Below are 16,749 nucleotides of genomic sequence, written 5' to 3' on the forward strand. Positions count from 1 at the left end.
CCGATATGTTTTATAGTTATCTTCATCATATAAAACCAAATTCAAGTTAACAAGCCCTGAGATTAAATTTCCTGTTCATTTTCATTTTGAATTTGTTCATATTGTCCTTTAGATAGTAACACCTCTCGTGGTTTACTTCCATTCTGTTCAGAAATTATACCACGTTTTTCCAATGAATCAACGAGTCTTGCTGCCCGATTATAACCAATTCGAAATTGGCGTTGCAATAAGGAAGTACTTGCTTTATCTACATCCATAACAAATCGAATCACATCTGATAATAATTCATCTTCCTCTTCTTCAGTAACTACTTGTTCTAAAAGTGTTTCTTGTTCAAAAGCATAGTCTGGTTTTGCTAGTTTACGTACATATGCTGTAATCCGTTCAATCTCATCATCTGATACGAATGGACCTTGTAAGCGGACGCTCTTGCCTGCTCCATTTTCTAAGAAAAGCATATCCCCTTTTCCGAGTAGTTTTTCAGCACCAGCATGATCGATAATTGTTCTTGAATCTACTTGAGATGAAACACTGAATGCAATTCTTGTCGGTATATTTGCTTTTATTAAACCTGTTATAACGTCAACAGATGGACGCTGTGTTGCTACTAATAAATGAATTCCTGCTGCTCTTGCCTTTTGAGCAATGCGACAAATAGCATCTTCCACGTCTTGTGGAGATACCATCATGAGGTCTGCTAATTCATCAATAACGATAACGAGATAGGGCATTTTTTCTTCCATGCGACCTTGTTGGATGACTTTTTCATTAAATCGCCCAATATCACGAACTCCTTCTTCCACAAACCGTTCATACCGTTCTTCCATTTCATTTACAGCCCATTTTAACGCTGCAGTAGCCGCTTTTACATCTGTTATAACTGGTGATATCAGGTGTGGAATACCGTTATATGGGGCTAACTCAACCATTTTAGGATCAATTAGTAAAAACTTTACATCTTTATAGCTCGATTTATACAAAATACTAACTAAAATAGAATTGATACAAACACTTTTTCCTGATCCAGTTGCACCAGCAATTAAACCATGTGGCATTTTATCAATAGTTGTTATAACAGGTGTTCCTTCAATATCTAGTCCAAGTGCTACGGGTAATGAAGAAGTACTTTTTTTGAAAGCATCTGTTTCAAAGATTTCTTGTAATGTAACCATTCGCGATGTTTGGTTTGGAACTTCGATACCAACTGTATTTTTCCCTGGAATCGGGGCTTCAATACGAATATCTTTTGCTGCCATGTTTAATTTTAAGTCATCACTTAAATTACGTATTTTACTTACTTTAACTCCAATTTCAGGTTTCACCTCGAATCTTGTAACAGAGGGTCCCTGGGAAACACGTACAACCTCTGCTTGAACATTAAAATGTTTCAATGTCTTCTCAAGCAATGTCGTTTGTTCTTGAATCCATGGTTGAATATTTTGATTATCTGTTTCTGAGTCATTCAATAAATGTAAGGGTACATGTGTATGCTTCATTTTTTGCTGCTGTTGAAACTTTTCTTGTTGCTCATGTATTCTTTTTTTATCCCGTGGTGTCATGATTACATTAAATGGCGTTTTCCCAACAGTAGATTGTTGCTTCTTTTTCTGTTGTTTTTCTACATGATTCTTTTTTCTTAATTCATTACTTTTTACTTCGTTTACTTTTTCACTTGCTAAATCTTCCGAACGATGTCTTTTCTTTTCATCATGTTTGATCACATTTGAAGCTAGAGGCTGTTTTTCTATTGTTGCTGCTACTTCGTTTGTTTGGTTACGAACAAACAAATCATTTTCTTGTATGTGTTCTGTCTTGTCGATAGATTTTGGATGTATTTGACTGGATTCTTTTTCTTGTTGTACTTTTACTTTCGTTTGATTATTTTTTTGTTTTTCTTCATTTCTCTTACGCAGAAATGTCGGAACTTGTTCCACCTGTCTGTTCTCCCTGCGCTTTTGATATCCATAAATAGGAGATGCGACTCTACTTGGTCGAAAGGGGGCACGTTTTCTTTGTTCTTGTTTAGTAGATTCTTTCTTTTTAACCTCTAATGTATCTGTGCTCACTTGTTTTTCTATATGTCTCCGTCTTTTATAAGCTGGGACTTCTACTGTTTCTTTATCCCTTTCTTTTGGACGGTTTGGTTGATCAGGTATAAGTGGAAATGGGAATTTTTTTTGATTTGGATATTGATAAGTCACTTTTGTTTTTATTGGTGGCTCTTGTTCAATTTTGAATTGTTTTGCAGGATTATATTCTTCTTCCACTTCAACTTCTACTTCTTCCCACAAAATTTTTTCAAGTTTTTTCTTAATTCGTTCCCACATAATGTCACTCATTTCTTAAAAATCTTTTAATGTTATTTTACCAGTTTTTTTTAGATTGTGTAGGAATCTGGTAGAATACTTCTTTTTCACCTAACTTTTAGTATTATCCTTTTCCACAAAAAAAGCAACCTATCTCCATTTCTGGAAAAGGTTGCTTATCACATCATTAAAAGTTGAAAGCTGATCCTGTTTGGTATGATTCATCTAGTACGTAAATCCCTTTTTCTTCTGAAGGTTGTGGTAAGCCGAGTTCTCTCTTAGAACAAATCATACCACTTGATGGAACACCACGTAATTTAGTTGGCTTTATTTTTAAACCACTTGGCATCGTAGCACCTGTTTTCGCTACAACAACTTTTTGATTTTCATCCACATTTTGAGCACCACACACAATCTGTAATACTTCATCACCTACATCAACTTGACAAACACTAAGTTTATCTGCATTTTCATGTTGCTTTTTCTCTGTCACATAGCCAACTACAAACTTAGCACTTAAGTCAAAATCAAGTGAATCATCGACTCCTTGCTCACTAAATAATTGTTTTATTTCGCTTAACAGTTCTTCTGTTAGGCGAATTTTGCCAGTTTTCTCTAGTTTAAAATGAGAGGAAGCTTCAAAAATATTATATCCTAATAATTCCCCATCTTTTCCTTCAATTTTTGTTATTGGTCCTATATTTTTATGTGTCACATCATAACGATTTACATCTGTATCTGTTACCGGAATCATTAACACATCTCCAACACCTACTGGATTATAAAACACGTCCATATTTATCCCTCTTCTCGCTTTATTTTTCTGGTTTATTCTTTGCCATAATAAAAATTGGTATTAATTTATTATCTTCAAAAGTAAATGAAAGTGCCGTAATTGGAATTCTTCCTTCTGTAAAAAATTGCATCGTCATGTGTGCTAAAATATCATATCCTGTTTTATTTTCTACATCTGCAAAAATAAGAACATCCTGATGTGGTACAGCTACAACTAATTCACCTTTTGCGTTCTCTTTCATCTCTGTTAAAAAAGACTCATTTAAAAGTCGGCTTGCATCGTAACCATCTTGTGTTGCAACAAAATAAAAATCATTTCCTGCAACACGATCCACTTTATATTCTGTTGATAGTGATCGTAAATTGAACATGGCCATTTCATCTAATTGAGATTGAGTCCATTCGGATTTTTCAAGCATGGAAGCGTCAATCAATCGATAGGATTTTCCTAAATCAAGTGCGTAAAAAATACGCGTTTCTGCTGTATGTTCTTTAAATATGAGCTTTTCCCCTGCGTTTGTTTCAACAGGAAAAGAAGTTGCTCGAATAACTGGAAAAATGTGTTTTTCCATTCCCTCTAAATCATGTTTTTGATGCATGATTTTAAGTGATTCTTGAATATGTTCAAGGATAGCATCAACGGCTTCTTCACCCTGTTCATTATACTTTGCAACAATAGTTGGTAAAGTGATTGTCACACCTTGTTTCGTATCTTTCCACTCAACACGAAACGTATCATTATTTCGATTATATGAGGTACGATACTTATCATTAGACAATCTTTCCTCTAGCATTCTCTTCAATTTCAAACTTGTCATTTTTTTCATGATTTGCCTCCTAAATAGGCTACTCTTACTTCGATAAATCGTTGATAAAATCTATAATTTCTTCTTTTGTTTTACGGTTTTTACTTACAAATCTCCCTATTTCTTCTCCATTTTGAAATGCAATAAAACTTGGAATACCAAATACATCATATTCTTGACATATACCCATAAATTGATCTCTGTCTACTAATACAAATGTATAATCTGTAAATGTATCCACTAATTCTGGATAAAACGGTTCAATCACACGACAATCTGGACACCAATCTGCTGAAAAAATGAAGATTGTCTTTTCATTAATAAGTTCCGTAAATTGCTCTTTAGATTCAAGTGTTCTCATAAAATCAACTCCCTTTTTAATACTAACTATGATTAGCATTTGTTGCAATAATAGTAACTTTTCCTTTGTATTAACAGAAAATTTCGTATACAATGCTACTTGGAGGGGATTTATATGGAATTAACAGTATATCTCGCTGGACAAATTCATGATAATTGGCGAGAAGAATTCGAACAAAAAGCAAAAGAAAGAGAGTTAAACTTAAAATTTGTAGCGCCACAAACAAATCATGATCGTTCAGATGATATTGGAGAAGCTATTCTAGGAAAACAACCAAATAAATTGTATAGAGATCATGTAGCCTCAAATGTTAACAATTTACGGACACAAGTCCTTATGCAAAAGTCCGACATTGTTATTGCATTATTCGGCCAAGAGTATAGACAGTGGAATACAGCAATGGATGCAAGTGCTGCAATTACATTGAACAAACCAACCATTATCATTCGCCCTGAATCACTTATCCATCCACTGAAAGAACTGTCTAATAAAGCAAATGTCACTGTCGAGACGGTTGACCAAGCCCTTGAAGTATTAGCATATATTTTTGAGTAAGTAATTGAGTACGCGCAGAAAGGGTTTTACTGCGCGTTTACTTTTTTTGAATATTCCCATTGACCACGTAATAACTTGACAACATGTGTAAATAAATCAGAGCGTGTAATGAGTTGATTGGTAAAAATACCGATTGTTCCTTCTTTTTTACGAATATCCCTTTTACTTACATATTCATCGATAATATCCCCTAATTCCTTGCCTGCTTGTAGACCTTCCGCAATATCTTCTGGTAAAGGAATTCGCGCACCACTTGCTGTATATAGGAGATTTTCTGGTGTAACAAGTGCTCCCCAATTACACAGATATAGTTGATTTTCCAAGTACATGACGCCACCCTCTAAACCAATTCCTAATACTCGTTTCGAAACATCGACGCACTGTTTGGCACGATTAATTGCTCCAAGCCTTGTCTCTTCATCAGAAAAGGGTTGTTCAGAGACATGGGAAGACACATTTTTTCCAATGATATTTGCGTCGGAAAACACCCGTTTAACTGCATTTATTTTTGTGGGATTGGTTGAACCAACCTGAACCTCCATAAAATATTTCCCCTTCATTCATTTACTTTAAATCGTTATGAAGCCTCCCATCTTATGGATGAGAGGCAAAGTAATTCAATCTTTTATTAGCTATTCTTCCGTATTAAATCAACCGTATTTTGATCGGTTGTTTTAACTAATTTCGTCAGTAATTCTTTAGCAGCTGCATAATCATCTACATGGATAATGGATGCGGATGTGTGGATATAGCGAGAACAAAGACCGATTACCGCTGATGGAACACCTTCGTTAGAGATATGTACACGACCTGCATCTGTTCCACCTTGGGATACAAAATATTGGTAAGGGATTTTATTTTGTTCTGCTGTATCTAATACAAATTCACGTATGCCACGATGAGTAACCATGGAACGATCATAAATACGTAACAAGGCACCTTTGCCTAATTGCCCAAATTGATTTTTATCACCTGACATATCATTTGCTGGGGATGCATCCAATGCATAGAAAATATCTGGTTGAATCATGTTTGCTGCTACTTGGGCACCACGCAAACCTACCTCTTCTTGGACAGTGGCACCTGAAAATAACTGGTTTGGAACAGTTTCATTTTGTAATTCTTTTAATAGTTCAATAGCTAAACCACAACCATATCGATTATCCCATGCTTTCGCCATTATCTTCTTATTGTTCGCCATTGGTGTAAACGGACAAACAGGAACAATGGCCTGGCCAGGTTTTATACCTATTTTCTCGGCATCCTCCTTATCATCTGCACCAATATCGATGAGCATATTTTTTATTTCCATTGGTTTGTTTCTTTTTTCTTCTGTTAATAAATGTGGAGGAATAGAACCGATTACTCCAATAACTGGTCCATCTTCTGTCATGACCTGTACACGTTGTGCTAATAATACTTGATTCCACCACCCACCAAGGGTTTGAAAACGAATCATTCCATTTTCAGTAATTTGTGTAACCATGAACCCTACTTCATCCATATGACCTGCAACTAACACTTTCGGTCCATCACCATGTTTCACTCCAAATACACCACCAAGATTATCTTGGATGATTTCATCTGCATATTTATCCAATTCTTTTTTCATAAAAGAACGAACAAGATGCTCATTTCCTGGAGCTCCTTGTAATTCTGTTAATGTTTTAAATAGAGTCAGTGTTTCCTTTTCCATAATTCATATTCCCACCTTTTTACAATATTTACATACTAGTATAACGAAAAAAAGTACTATTTCCTATAATTATAAAGTGATATTTCAATTAGCGGGGGTCTTACAGCCAGTTGATCTGCGATAAAATATACTTTTATTTCTATTTCAAGAGTTTTACGGTATACTAAAGATGGAACAATTAATTCTATTATTCATGCAAGAGGTGATTAAATGAGTAAAAAGAAAGTTATTCTTGCGGCTGGCTTAGGAGTTGCAGCTGGTTACTTAGCAAAAAAACAGATGGATCAGTATCAAAAAACAACACCTGAAAAAGCATTAAAACAAGCGAAAGAAACATTTAAACAGCAAGGTCCAATCAGTGGTTCTTGGATTTATATGAAACCAGAACAAGTAGAAAGAAATGGACTTTTTTATGATGCATATCGTGGTGGGATTACCCGCAATATCGATGGCGAAAACAAACAATATGAGTTTTATGTAGATGTTGATACAGGTGCTGTTATTGATTCAGTTGAAACGGCGTAAATGATTCACTTGAAAAGCCCATTTTCTAACGGGCTTTTCTTTTTGTGTACTACATTTGATATGTATATTGTTTACGCTTTAACTCATTTGTTTTTTCCCCAGATGAATCAAATTTAATTGCTCGATAATAAGCATCATGATAAAAAGTAAACCATGCATTTTTCATATAACCTTTCTCCATCCATTTTTCTTTTTGATGCACAGATGTAACTGGATAATCATCATACGCCAATGCCCATAATACAGGCTGATGAGCATGTGTTGGCATTAAATCTGCCATATGAATAAAACATTCTTCTCCATCTTCAAAGATAAGGATGGAATGCCCTTCACTATGACCACTAGTATGAATCAACCTTAGTCCCGGAATAATTTCTATTTCCTTTTCAAATGTTTGTACTTGGTTGATAATTGGTTGCCAATTTATTTCCCAATACGTATTCTTAGACCGGATATTGGGATTCCGCATTTCACTCCATTCTATATCAGAAACAATTATCTCAGCTTGTGTAAAAATAGACTGAAATTTATTATCTGATTGTCTGTTCGTTAAACCACATGCATGATCAAAATGTAAATGGGTCATTAAAACAAAGTCTATATCGTGTACAGTTAATCCTAATTTCATTAATGACTTCTCTAAAGAAGATTGTTCATGAACACCGAAATTACGTATTTGTTTTTCGGTTAATTTATCATTCCCTATCCCCGTATCGATTAAAATATTTTTCCCATCAACCTGTAATAAAATAGGATCTGTTCTTAATTCTATACGATTTTTGTTATCATATGGATATTTTCTACTCCATAATGCTTTTGGAACAACCCCAAACATTGCTCCACCATCTAAAAACATTACACCACCATTTAGCCATGTCAGTTTGGCTCGACCTATTTGCAATGATTCCATTTATCTCATTCCTCGCTTTTTTAGTTAAGTGTATCGAAATAAACATTTCTATGCAAGCGCATACATTTTTTTGAAGAATGATATATGAATAATTAAACTTTATACCGGCACAATATGGTTGATAAATATTACCTAAAAATAAAGTGACCAATCAGCATAAGGGTGTTCACATATTATTTCTAGTTTTAAATAAGCTATAATAGAGGTGATTTTCATGCAAATAAATACAAACCATCAATTGGAATTATTACATGATATATTAGATGAACATTTAAGTGAAGCTGACTGTAATATTACAGAATACAGTCAAATTAAACGACTTGTTCAATCCATGATTTCTAAGAACAAAGTTACAAATGAAAATCTGCTCCAACAACTTCCTGAGATGTATCATTATGGCTGGCAGGGAGAGCGTGTTCAAAACACAGAAGAACATACCATAACAAATCAACAGAATATTGAAGTTTGGTTGGAGACCATCAATCAGGTATTACGTTAAAAAAGTTTGAACATCATTTACTAATTCTTTTAAATCCAACATCCGATTTTGAACTGCTGTTGTTTCATTGCGCAAATAATGCCATATCAGGTAATCTAAACAGTTGATAATTAAATACCAATACATTCGTTTTAATGTATCTGTATGAAGTGATATCCCAAATGGTTTCAACCAATTATTCCAATCTTCTTTAGGAATGTACCATTTTAATACATGTCCATAATCAATAATTGGATCAGCAATCATCGCATTCTCCCAATCAACAAGATATATTTGTCCAGAGTTATCTAATATGATATTGTGATGATCGATATCACCATGGCAAACAACAAGCTTTTTATTGTCGGTTACTGGTAAAAAAGTATCCAAAATATGAATTGCTTGACGTATTTCTCGGTGTTGATTAGACAATTCCTGTATACGAGTATGGTTTGTCAACTGTATGAACCGTGACATAGCTGTTTGTGGTCTTTTGCCTAAACGCATTAACATATACAATAATTCTGAGGAATAATGTATTTTATATAATAAATTAGCAACATTTTCCTGCTTCATTTCTTCTTGATTTAATGTTCGACCATCCATCCATTCCTGTGCGGTAATAACATCCCCGTTCTCCATTCGTCTTGTCCAGATTAATTTCGGAACGATTCCTTCTGCAGACAAGACTGCTAAAAAAGGAGAAGAATTACGTTTCAAAAATAAACGTTTATCACCGTTTGTAGCAATATATGCATCACCAGTTAAACCACCAGCTGGTGTTATAATCCATTCTTTACTTAATATTTTCTGAAACCATTCCACCGTTCATTCCTCAAATCTATAAGTAATTATGCCATTCTAATAGACAGACATGTTATAGGTTACAGAAAAGCTGTCCATAATGCAAGAATGAGTTTTTATTTAACTTATTTTTTTGATTTCACTTTCCTCTCGCTCTGTTCCCAATATATGAATTGGGTACGTTTTCTTTACAATAGTACATGATTGAAGGGGAGCTATTTTATCTGTTTCCCCATCTACCTGATAATCAAGTTGTTTATTACTTATTATTTTTAACTTTTCAGCCTCGACAACAGTCACTTCTGAAAAGTTCACATGCCCTCCCCATAATACCGTCAAAAACACACCTAAAACTTTTAATTTAGATACAGAGTGGATCATTAATATAGAAAACTTATCTGGCTGAACTTTAGCTTCTGGTAAAATTTTCAGACCTCCACCCAAGTATGGGTGATTACCAACTAGCACCATGAAACAACGGTTATATCGGCGCTTTTTTCCGTCAATTTCCAACTCTACATTAAAAAACTGAAAGCGAAATAAAACAGAAATGAGTGCAGATAAATAACTTAATTGCCCGAGGTGTAATTTATTTAAAAATTTTTTCATACTAGATTCATTAGCACGCTTTGCAACCGCTGCATCAAATCCAAACCCAATACTATTTACAAAGTGTTGACGCTTTTCATCAATTTTATATGTACCCAACCAATAAGGAGAAGCTTCCCGATTCTTTATTATTTCATGGAAGATTCGGATTGGGTTTCTCCCTAACTGCACTCCTCTTGCAAAATCATTCCCAGAACCTCCAGGAATAAATGCAACTGGGATATTCGTATCATTTGAGAGACCATTAATTACTTCATGTAATGTGCCATCACCACTTATAACAATGATTGCTTCAACTTTTCTCTGATTAAGATTAATAAGGTTTGCTGCAATTTCTTCTGCATGGCCATCGTATTTTGTGTAATAAACTGTTTCATTTATTTCTTTAAATAGTTCTGTTTTCCTTATTTTAGAAAATATTTTTTTTGACTTTCCGTTACCAGCAATTGGATTAACAATAAAAACATACATTTTTTATCCCTCATCTGCTAATGAAAAAGAATCTGTTTCTTCTTCCCATTCCGGTCTTCTGATTGATGCTGACTGGCAATATTTTAAAATCATTTCTGTTACTTTTATTTGTTGGCCTTTAAGCGGAGTAGCAAGAGAACGACATTGCAAAAACCAATCTTCATAATCATTTTTTCCGATAATATATGTATTGTATGGTTTTTGGGTGTAAACAATATGATTTGTCTTAGATATAACCAATTTACGGACAGGATAATTCACTTGTTCATTTTTTAAAATACTTTTAACAATTTGTTCTGTTCGTTTTAAAGCAATGATTGGGCTAACTATCTTTAACTGTTGTCCACCTTTGTATACAGTCCAATGGCGTTTATCATCAATTTTAAATAATGCATCTCGATTTGTTTCTTCTAATAAATAAATAATTTCAATTCCTAATGGACTAATTAAAATAATCTCTCCATCAACCGGAGCATTTTTTACAGCAAAAACAGGAAAATAAAGTAAAAAGTAATTATCTGGAAAGCGTTGTAAAAAATAGATTAATGTCTTATCTTTATATACTTTTTCATCAACTAAGGAAACATCAGTTATTGTCGATGTAGCCCATTTTAATTGAAAAGGGAAAAGTCGATTTAAAAAAACTTGTTTCAATCCCTCTTCCGTCTCGGGAATACCATTTATTTCATCTTCTGTTTTTTCGGTTTCTAATTCCTTATCTTTTCCGGATAGAAACTTCCATGGAAGCCTATTAAACAAAGGTTTTGGTATTTCTTCAGATTCATTTGCCTTTATTTCATGCTTATCTACCCAACGATTATAAAGCTTTTTCCAATTTTCTTGCTTTAAGCGGATAAATTGTGTTGGATAACGATACGTATTCCATTCATACCGAGAAATATAGTCATATAATTTAACTAGTTGTGCCATGTTATTCACCACGTAATGGATATGTTCGTATACATTTATATTTTGGAGATTGTTTTGGATTAATTTGATATATTACAACCTGATTAACAAAAAGTTCTTTATATTGCCCTTGATATCGTTGTTTTAATGGCTCCATCGGTAAAGATATGGAAGGGTCTTTCCATTTTTTCGCAAGAGTAATATGTGGGTTATACTGTCTTTTCTCTTTAGGAAATCCAATTTTTTCAGCCAATTTCTCTACTTGTTTTTGTAAATTAAGGAGATTTCGGTGATGTTCCACACCAAGCCACAGTACCCTAGGAGATGTTTGGTTACCAAACGACCCCAATTTCCCTATCTGCATCGTGAAAGGTTGTAATGTAGAAATATACTGCAGCTTATGGTCAAGTTCTTTCAATTGGTTATCATTCATATTCCCAAGAAATTTCAATGTAATATGAAAATCACTCGGATGTGTCCATTGTTTATATGGAGCTAATCGTTTTAAATCTGTTTGCCATAGAGAATAATATTGCTTTATCTCAGAAGGTAATGGAATAGCAATGAAGTAATGTGTATTTTTCTTCATATAAATGCCCCCTGGCTTCTATTTATTACTTAGAAAAAGAGACTTACAATAAGCCATTTCCTGATTAGTTAATTCCCGATAGTCCCCTAGAGATAGTGAAGAATCTAATATAATTTCTCCCATCCGAATTCGTTTTAAATACACGACTTCTTTACCTACTGCTTGAAACATTCGTTTCACCTGATGGAATTTCCCCTCGGTAATAGTTACTTTCACTTCTGAAATTTCATCTTGTGATAAAATATGTAACTGCGCCTCTTTGGTCATATACCCATCATCTAATAACACTCCATTTTGAAACGAATTCACATCTTTATCATCTACTACACCACGAACCTTTGCATAGTACTCTTTTTCTATACCTTGCTTTGGTGAAAGGAGACGATGGGCGAGCTTCCCATCGTTCGTTAATAATAAGAGTCCTTCTGTGTCTTTATCTAATCTCCCCACCGGAAATGGCTTGGAATATTGTAATGGTTCTGCTAATAAATCAATAACTGTTTCATGAATATCGTCTTCGGTTGCCGAAATGTATCCCGGTGGTTTATTCAACATAAGATAAATAAATTCGCGATATGTAACAAGCTCCCCATTCACATCTATTTCATCTACTTCTGGATCAACATGGATACTTCCAGCTTTGACTCTTGCGCCATTAACCATTACCTTTCCTTTTTTAAGGATTTTCTTCACATCTTTCCTACTTCCGTAGATGCCAACATTTGCTAATAATTTATCAAGCCGCATATCTACTTCCACCTCATTTTTTAAAGATACGAGTTATCCCTTTCATTTTTGTTTTTAATTTATCCTCAAGTCCCGCTCCAAAAACATGCTCGAATAACGTAGACGCATAGGCTAACCATAAATATACTCCTCCACCGACGTTTACACCGATGAGCATCATCACTGTTGTTGCCCATCTTTTCGTTTCATACGGTAGAAAGAATTCAAATATAAATTTTAAAAACAAAATAATAATAGCCATAATGGCAGAAAAAATCAGAACAAGAAGTGTTCGTTTAAATAATTGCTTAAATGAAAAATTAACAGCCTTTTTCATGTGCCAAAGATTTAAGCATACTGCCGTTCCTGCAGCGATTGCAGTACCAAAAATTGCTCCTTTTGCACCAAACATATGGATTAGTTGAATATTTAATGCAACTTTTAAAAACAATCCTGCTGATAAGCTAATCACAGTAAATCCTTGTCGATTAATCCCCTGTAAAAGTGATGATGAAACAGTAAATAAGGCAAATAACAAGGCCACTGGTGCATACCAAGCAAGAAGTGAACCCGTTATTTCGATATTGTCTAAACCATATAACGAACCATAGATTTCATCTGATAACATTAATAACCCAACTGCAGCAGGAATAACAAGTACTGCAATAATTTGTAATGCTTGATTAATTTGCTCATGTATTCTTTTTTTATTTTTTTCAACAAATGATTTTGTCAAGGCTGGTAAGATAGCTAAAGATAATCCTGTAGCTATTGTCCCTGGTATAATGATTAACTTATGACCATATAAATTAATAGCAGCATAAGATATTTTATAATCATTCTGTCCAATAGCGTGCATCGCTCGTTCAAACGTAAACATATCTACAAGTTGATATAATGTTGTTGCCAACCCAACAATAATAAAAGGTCCAGCATATCTAAATAATTCCTTAAATAAATCTTTCATTGGAATATCATGGGTATACTGTTGTTGAGTTATATTTTCTTGAATATAGTCTTTACGCTTCTGCCAATAAATCCATAACACAACACATGAGCCAATAGCACCAACGAAAGCTCCAAATGTTGCTAGACCAACTGCAGTAGCAATAGTTCCATCAAATACTTTAATAACTAAGAATGCACCAGCTAACACAAATACAATTCGTACAATCTGCTCAATAACTTGAGAAACAGCAGTAGGTCCCATGGATTGGTATCCTTGAAAGAAACCACGAACAATACTCATGGAAGGAATGATTAATAAAGCAAAACTAACCATTCGAATAACCATTTTCGTGTCCTGTTGCATGGATAGATCATTTGGCACAGCAAATTCTGCTATTTTTCCAGCACCAAAAAAAAGTCCTAAAAAGGATAACAAACCAGTTACTGCCATTAAAGTAATACCCGCTTTAAACATTCGTAAACCAGTCTCATAATCATTTAATGAATTGTATTTCGATACAAATTTTGATACAGCTAATGGTACACCTATTGTGGATAAACTAAGGAAGATATTATATGGGGTATACGCAAAACTGTATAATGTTCCCCCTGTATCTCCAACTAAACCGTTAAAAGGTATAACATAAATCATTCCTAAAAATTTTGATAAGAAAGATGCGAACGTTAAAAGCATTGTTCCTCTTACAATCTGATTTGACATGACTTCACCTGCATATACTTCACTATTTCTTTTTGCACTACACGTTATTTTATCATATATTGGTAAAGAGAGTCGAAATTTATAGGTTTTATTTTAAATAAGTAGATGGAAAACCCATCATGCACATAAAATGATGGGAGATGCTTCCATGAATGAAATCCTTCTCTATAACAAATGCTAAGACTGTCTTTAGCATATCATGCGAAAGGATTTGATTGTGAATGGAGAGAAATAATAATTGGATTCCACTGCTTGCATCAGTAGGAATTGGAGCTGCAACATTTTATTCAATGAAAAGAAGCAATCGAGATTTAGGTCAAACTGTTCAAAAAATGTTACCATTAGTTTCTCAAATAAGTAACATGAATATAGAACAAACAGATTCTCAAACACTTGGCCCTCATGGTATGAGTTAAAAGACTTTTAAAGCGCACAATTTTGTGCGCTTTATCATTTTTTGTTTGGTTTTCATTACAATTTGGTATACTTAAGGATATCTTTATATAAAAAAGGAGGGAAAAACATGAAAGGGTTTGGTTTATTAATAAAAATAATCATTGCAATCATTCTTGGAGTTGCGATAGGATTTATTTCTCCTGAATGGCTTGTTCGTATTTTCGCAACCTTTAATGATTTATTTGGCAACTTTTTAGACTTTATTATTCCATTAATTATTTTAGGCTTTATTGCAGCAGGTATTGGTACATTGGGAAAAGGTGCAGGAAAATTACTCGGATTAACTGCAATCATCGCCTATGCTTCAACGATAATTGCTGGTGTTATTGCTTTCTTTGTTGCAAAGAATGTATATCCATTTATGTTAAAAGGGCAGTCACTAAAAACTCTTAGTGATCCATCAGAAAGTCTTGCAACATCTTTTATTGAATTAGAAATAACTCCACCAATTGATGTAATTACAGCATTATTACTAGCCTTTGTTTTAGGTTTAGGGATGATTTCAATCAAAGGAAATACAATGATAAATGCCATGAATGAATTACGAGACATTATTCAGTTGGTTATTGTAAAAGTTATTATTCCATTTTTACCATTTCATATATTTGGGATCTTTGCCAATATGACATATGCTGGCCAAGTAGGTACAATTTTAAATGTGTTTGCCAAAGTATTTATCATGATTATTCTTTTGCACATTCTTTATTTAATAGGTCAATATACGGTTGCTGGAACCCTTAGCAAGCAAAATCCATTGACTGCTTTAAAAACAATGTCACCAGCTTATTTTACAGCTTTAGGGACTCAATCATCAGCAGCAACAATTCCTGTGACATTAGAGCGAACAAAGCAATTAAATGTTCGTGAACGACTAGCAGACTTTACAATTCCTTTATTAGCAAATATTCATCTATCTGGTAGTACAATCACACTTGTTAGTTGTTCGATGGCTATTATGTTTTTACAAGGTAATCCTAATATATTTTCCGATTATTTTCCATTCATTTTAATGCTAGGAGTTACTATGATTGCAGCTCCTGGAGTTCCTGGGGGAGCCGTAATGGCAGCACTTGGCTTGTTGGATTCCATGTTAGGATTTAACCAAACAATGTTATCACTTATCATTGCATTATATATAGCGCAAGATAGTTTTGGAACAGCATGTAATGTTACTGGAGATGGTGCCATCACATCGATTGTTCATTCCATTAGTAAGAAAAAGGATATCACATCTACAACCACATCATAACATGAAAAACCGCAAGTTTATAAGAGCTTGCGGTTTTTTTCTGTATTGTAATGAATAACTTTTTAGCATTTATATTTTCCTCATATTCTTTCTTATTCTATACGCCCTTAGAGAGAAATCAATTCCTAAAAATAATCTAATGTTATCACTGTTACTCTTGTTATCTCTAACATACTCCTAAAAATACACATTTCTTCAACGTTTCTATATTTAAAAAGATTTTTTCGTATCTCATAAGTGATAACGATTACTCTTATCGAGGAAATATTATCCTAACCTTTTTTATAATGAACTTGTAATTAGTTTCAATAAAGTTGCCTTCCCCCGGGTATTCGCTCACTGGTAGATCTTATTGCTTTTTCGTATTTCACAATTACCTTAGTCAATGTGGAAAAATCTAGTGCTACATTTTCTTCATCTACCAATCATAGCTAGTTTATGGCAACTTATGTTTCCCCAAAAACAACTTCATTTTTCATACATAAAAAAGCAGGATACACATTTAATGTGTATCCTGCTTTTGTTGCCTGGCAACGTCCTACTCTTGCAGGGGCTATGCCCCAACTACCATCGGCGCTGAAGAGCTTAACTTCTGTGTTCGATATGGGAACAGGTGTGACCTCTTCGCCTTCATCACCAGACAAGTATTATTTTTAAAGACAAGAGATATTATACGCATTTCTATCAAAAAATGCAAGTCTTTTTTTAAAAAAAGTTATACCTTGAAAACCAAATAAGAAGTGTACCATTTATCAATAACAATGTATCTAGTCAAGTCCTCGATCAATTAGTATCCGTCAGCTCCACGTGTCACCACGCTTCCACCTCGGACCTA

The 16,749-nt window shown here is 34.0% G+C and carries 18 protein-coding genes and 1 rRNA gene; 5 read left to right on the forward strand and 14 right to left on the reverse strand.

All coding sequences use genetic code 11. The annotated features are described in order from the left end of the window. Positions 1–62: 62 nt before the first annotated feature. The 4 genes from FHP05_RS14160 to FHP05_RS14175 all read right to left on the reverse strand — a co-directional run bounded on the left by FHP05_RS14160 (position 63) and on the right by FHP05_RS14175 (position 4,268). Positions 63–2,339, reverse strand: a complete 2,277-nt coding sequence (locus tag FHP05_RS14160; RefSeq protein ID WP_407923445.1) for a DNA translocase FtsK — start codon at positions 2,337–2,339, stop codon at positions 63–65. Positions 2,340–2,493: 154 nt separating this feature from the next. Then, positions 2,494–3,102 carry a YtpR family tRNA-binding protein gene (ytpR, locus tag FHP05_RS14165; protein WP_147670452.1) on the reverse strand — a complete coding sequence of 203 codons (609 nt, stop codon included), beginning with the start codon at positions 3,100–3,102 and terminating at the stop codon, positions 2,494–2,496. A 19-nt stretch (positions 3,103–3,121) separates the two neighbouring features. After that, complete coding sequence (locus FHP05_RS14170) at positions 3,122–3,928, reverse strand: DUF1444 domain-containing protein (RefSeq protein WP_147670454.1); 807 nt, start codon at positions 3,926–3,928, stop codon at positions 3,122–3,124. Positions 3,929–3,953: 25 nt separating this feature from the next. Next, entirely contained in the window at positions 3,954–4,268 is a 315-nt protein-coding gene (locus FHP05_RS14175) for a thioredoxin family protein (RefSeq protein WP_147670456.1), read from the reverse strand. A gap of 114 nt (positions 4,269–4,382) precedes the next feature. Between FHP05_RS14175 and FHP05_RS14180 the strand changes: the two genes are divergently transcribed. Continuing rightward, positions 4,383–4,823: a YtoQ family protein gene (locus FHP05_RS14180; RefSeq protein ID WP_147670458.1), complete on the forward strand. Its 441-nt coding sequence runs from the start codon at positions 4,383–4,385 to the stop codon at positions 4,821–4,823. Positions 4,824–4,849: 26 nt separating this feature from the next. Here the strand turns inward: FHP05_RS14180 and FHP05_RS14185 are convergent, their stop codons facing one another. Continuing rightward, a complete protein-coding gene (locus tag FHP05_RS14185) occupies positions 4,850–5,365 on the reverse strand; it encodes a DUF84 family protein (protein ID WP_147670460.1) in 516 nt (171 codons plus the stop codon). A gap of 86 nt (positions 5,366–5,451) precedes the next feature. Continuing rightward, entirely contained in the window at positions 5,452–6,519 is a 1,068-nt protein-coding gene (locus tag FHP05_RS14190; protein WP_147670462.1) for a M42 family metallopeptidase, read from the reverse strand. Between the two features lie 210 nt (positions 6,520–6,729). Between FHP05_RS14190 and FHP05_RS14195 the strand changes: the two genes are divergently transcribed. Continuing rightward, positions 6,730–7,044 carry a PepSY domain-containing protein gene (locus FHP05_RS14195; protein ID WP_147670464.1) on the forward strand — a complete coding sequence of 105 codons (315 nt, stop codon included), beginning with the start codon at positions 6,730–6,732 and terminating at the stop codon, positions 7,042–7,044. A gap of 49 nt (positions 7,045–7,093) precedes the next feature. On the opposite strand, the gene FHP05_RS14200 is transcribed toward FHP05_RS14195, so the two are convergent. Beyond that, entirely contained in the window at positions 7,094–7,954 is an 861-nt protein-coding gene (locus FHP05_RS14200) for a YtnP family quorum-quenching lactonase (RefSeq protein WP_147670466.1), read from the reverse strand. Between the two features lie 214 nt (positions 7,955–8,168). On the opposite strand from FHP05_RS14200, the gene FHP05_RS14205 reads away from it, so the two are divergent. Next, entirely contained in the window at positions 8,169–8,453 is a 285-nt protein-coding gene (locus FHP05_RS14205; RefSeq protein WP_147670468.1) for a YtzH-like family protein, read from the forward strand. Here FHP05_RS14205 and FHP05_RS14210 read toward each other — a convergent pair. From FHP05_RS14210 to FHP05_RS14235, 6 genes are all read right to left on the reverse strand, one after another. Next, complete coding sequence (locus FHP05_RS14210; protein ID WP_147670470.1) at positions 8,445–9,257, reverse strand: phosphotransferase family protein; 813 nt, start codon at positions 9,255–9,257, stop codon at positions 8,445–8,447. The genes FHP05_RS14205 and FHP05_RS14210 overlap by 9 nt on opposite strands. A gap of 99 nt (positions 9,258–9,356) precedes the next feature. Further along, positions 9,357–10,316, reverse strand: coding sequence for a diacylglycerol/lipid kinase family protein (locus FHP05_RS14215; RefSeq protein ID WP_147670472.1), 960 nt, complete (start codon positions 10,314–10,316; stop codon positions 9,357–9,359). A gap of 3 nt (positions 10,317–10,319) precedes the next feature. Beyond that, the gene (locus tag FHP05_RS14220; RefSeq protein ID WP_147670474.1) at positions 10,320–11,246 is read right to left on the reverse strand and encodes a nuclease-related domain-containing protein; all 927 of its coding nucleotides are present in this window, start codon (positions 11,244–11,246) and stop codon (positions 10,320–10,322) included. A 1-nt stretch (position 11,247) separates the two neighbouring features. Beyond that, positions 11,248–11,814 (reverse strand): RNA 2',3'-cyclic phosphodiesterase, encoded by a 567-nt coding sequence (gene thpR / locus FHP05_RS14225; RefSeq protein WP_147670476.1) that lies wholly within the window; start codon positions 11,812–11,814, stop codon positions 11,248–11,250. A gap of 18 nt (positions 11,815–11,832) precedes the next feature. Beyond that, complete coding sequence (locus FHP05_RS14230) at positions 11,833–12,561, reverse strand: pseudouridine synthase (RefSeq protein WP_147670478.1); 729 nt, start codon at positions 12,559–12,561, stop codon at positions 11,833–11,835. A 13-nt stretch (positions 12,562–12,574) separates the two neighbouring features. Next, positions 12,575–14,209 (reverse strand): putative polysaccharide biosynthesis protein, encoded by a 1,635-nt coding sequence (locus tag FHP05_RS14235; RefSeq protein WP_147670481.1) that lies wholly within the window; start codon positions 14,207–14,209, stop codon positions 12,575–12,577. Positions 14,210–14,430: 221 nt separating this feature from the next. On the opposite strand from FHP05_RS14235, the gene FHP05_RS14240 reads away from it, so the two are divergent. Both FHP05_RS14240 and FHP05_RS14245 read left to right on the forward strand, forming a co-directional pair. After that, the gene (locus FHP05_RS14240; protein WP_147670483.1) at positions 14,431–14,625 is read left to right on the forward strand and encodes a hypothetical protein; all 195 of its coding nucleotides are present in this window, start codon (positions 14,431–14,433) and stop codon (positions 14,623–14,625) included. Positions 14,626–14,732: 107 nt separating this feature from the next. Then, positions 14,733–15,914, forward strand: a complete 1,182-nt coding sequence (locus FHP05_RS14245) for a dicarboxylate/amino acid:cation symporter (protein WP_147670484.1) — start codon at positions 14,733–14,735, stop codon at positions 15,912–15,914. Positions 15,915–16,439: 525 nt separating this feature from the next. Here the strand turns inward: FHP05_RS14245 and rrf are convergent. Continuing rightward, positions 16,440–16,555 (reverse strand): 5S ribosomal RNA (gene rrf / locus FHP05_RS14250). Positions 16,556–16,749 lie beyond the last annotated feature (194 nt).

It is taken from the genome of Cerasibacillus terrae (assembly GCF_008039555.1).
Classification (GTDB): domain Bacteria; phylum Bacillota; class Bacilli; order Bacillales; family Amphibacillaceae; genus Cerasibacillus; species Cerasibacillus terrae.

What these genes read in the sequence shown, in the direction of transcription:
- ytpR (WP_147670452.1), bottom strand. Translation starts at nt 3,102, where the DNA reads ATGGACGTGTTTTATAATCCAGTAGGTGTTGGAGATGTGTTAATGATT.
- FHP05_RS14190 (WP_147670462.1), bottom strand. Translation starts at nt 6,519, where the DNA reads ATGGAAAAGGAAACACTGACTCTATTTAAAACATTAACAGAATTACAA.
- FHP05_RS14185 (WP_147670460.1), bottom strand. Translation starts at nt 5,365, where the DNA reads ATGGAGGTTCAGGTTGGTTCAACCAATCCCACAAAAATAAATGCAGTT.
- FHP05_RS14215 (WP_147670472.1), bottom strand. Translation starts at nt 10,316, where the DNA reads ATGTATGTTTTTATTGTTAATCCAATTGCTGGTAACGGAAAGTCAAAA.
- FHP05_RS14160 (WP_407923445.1), bottom strand. Translation starts at nt 2,339, where the DNA reads ATGAGTGACATTATGTGGGAACGAATTAAGAAAAAACTTGAAAAAATT.
- FHP05_RS14170 (WP_147670454.1), bottom strand. Translation starts at nt 3,928, where the DNA reads ATGAAAAAAATGACAAGTTTGAAATTGAAGAGAATGCTAGAGGAAAGA.
- FHP05_RS14235 (WP_147670481.1), bottom strand. Translation starts at nt 14,209, where the DNA reads ATGTCAAATCAGATTGTAAGAGGAACAATGCTTTTAACGTTCGCATCT.
- FHP05_RS14205 (WP_147670468.1), top strand. Translation starts at nt 8,169, where the DNA reads ATGCAAATAAATACAAACCATCAATTGGAATTATTACATGATATATTA.
- FHP05_RS14220 (WP_147670474.1), bottom strand. Translation starts at nt 11,246, where the DNA reads ATGGCACAACTAGTTAAATTATATGACTATATTTCTCGGTATGAATGG.
- FHP05_RS14180 (WP_147670458.1), top strand. Translation starts at nt 4,383, where the DNA reads ATGGAATTAACAGTATATCTCGCTGGACAAATTCATGATAATTGGCGA.
- FHP05_RS14175 (WP_147670456.1), bottom strand. Translation starts at nt 4,268, where the DNA reads ATGAGAACACTTGAATCTAAAGAGCAATTTACGGAACTTATTAATGAA.
- FHP05_RS14195 (WP_147670464.1), top strand. Translation starts at nt 6,730, where the DNA reads ATGAGTAAAAAGAAAGTTATTCTTGCGGCTGGCTTAGGAGTTGCAGCT.
- FHP05_RS14200 (WP_147670466.1), bottom strand. Translation starts at nt 7,954, where the DNA reads ATGGAATCATTGCAAATAGGTCGAGCCAAACTGACATGGCTAAATGGT.
- FHP05_RS14230 (WP_147670478.1), bottom strand. Translation starts at nt 12,561, where the DNA reads ATGCGGCTTGATAAATTATTAGCAAATGTTGGCATCTACGGAAGTAGG.
- FHP05_RS14245 (WP_147670484.1), top strand. Translation starts at nt 14,733, where the DNA reads ATGAAAGGGTTTGGTTTATTAATAAAAATAATCATTGCAATCATTCTT.
- thpR (WP_147670476.1), bottom strand. Translation starts at nt 11,814, where the DNA reads ATGAAGAAAAATACACATTACTTCATTGCTATTCCATTACCTTCTGAG.
- FHP05_RS14240 (WP_147670483.1), top strand. Translation starts at nt 14,431, where the DNA reads ATGGAGAGAAATAATAATTGGATTCCACTGCTTGCATCAGTAGGAATT.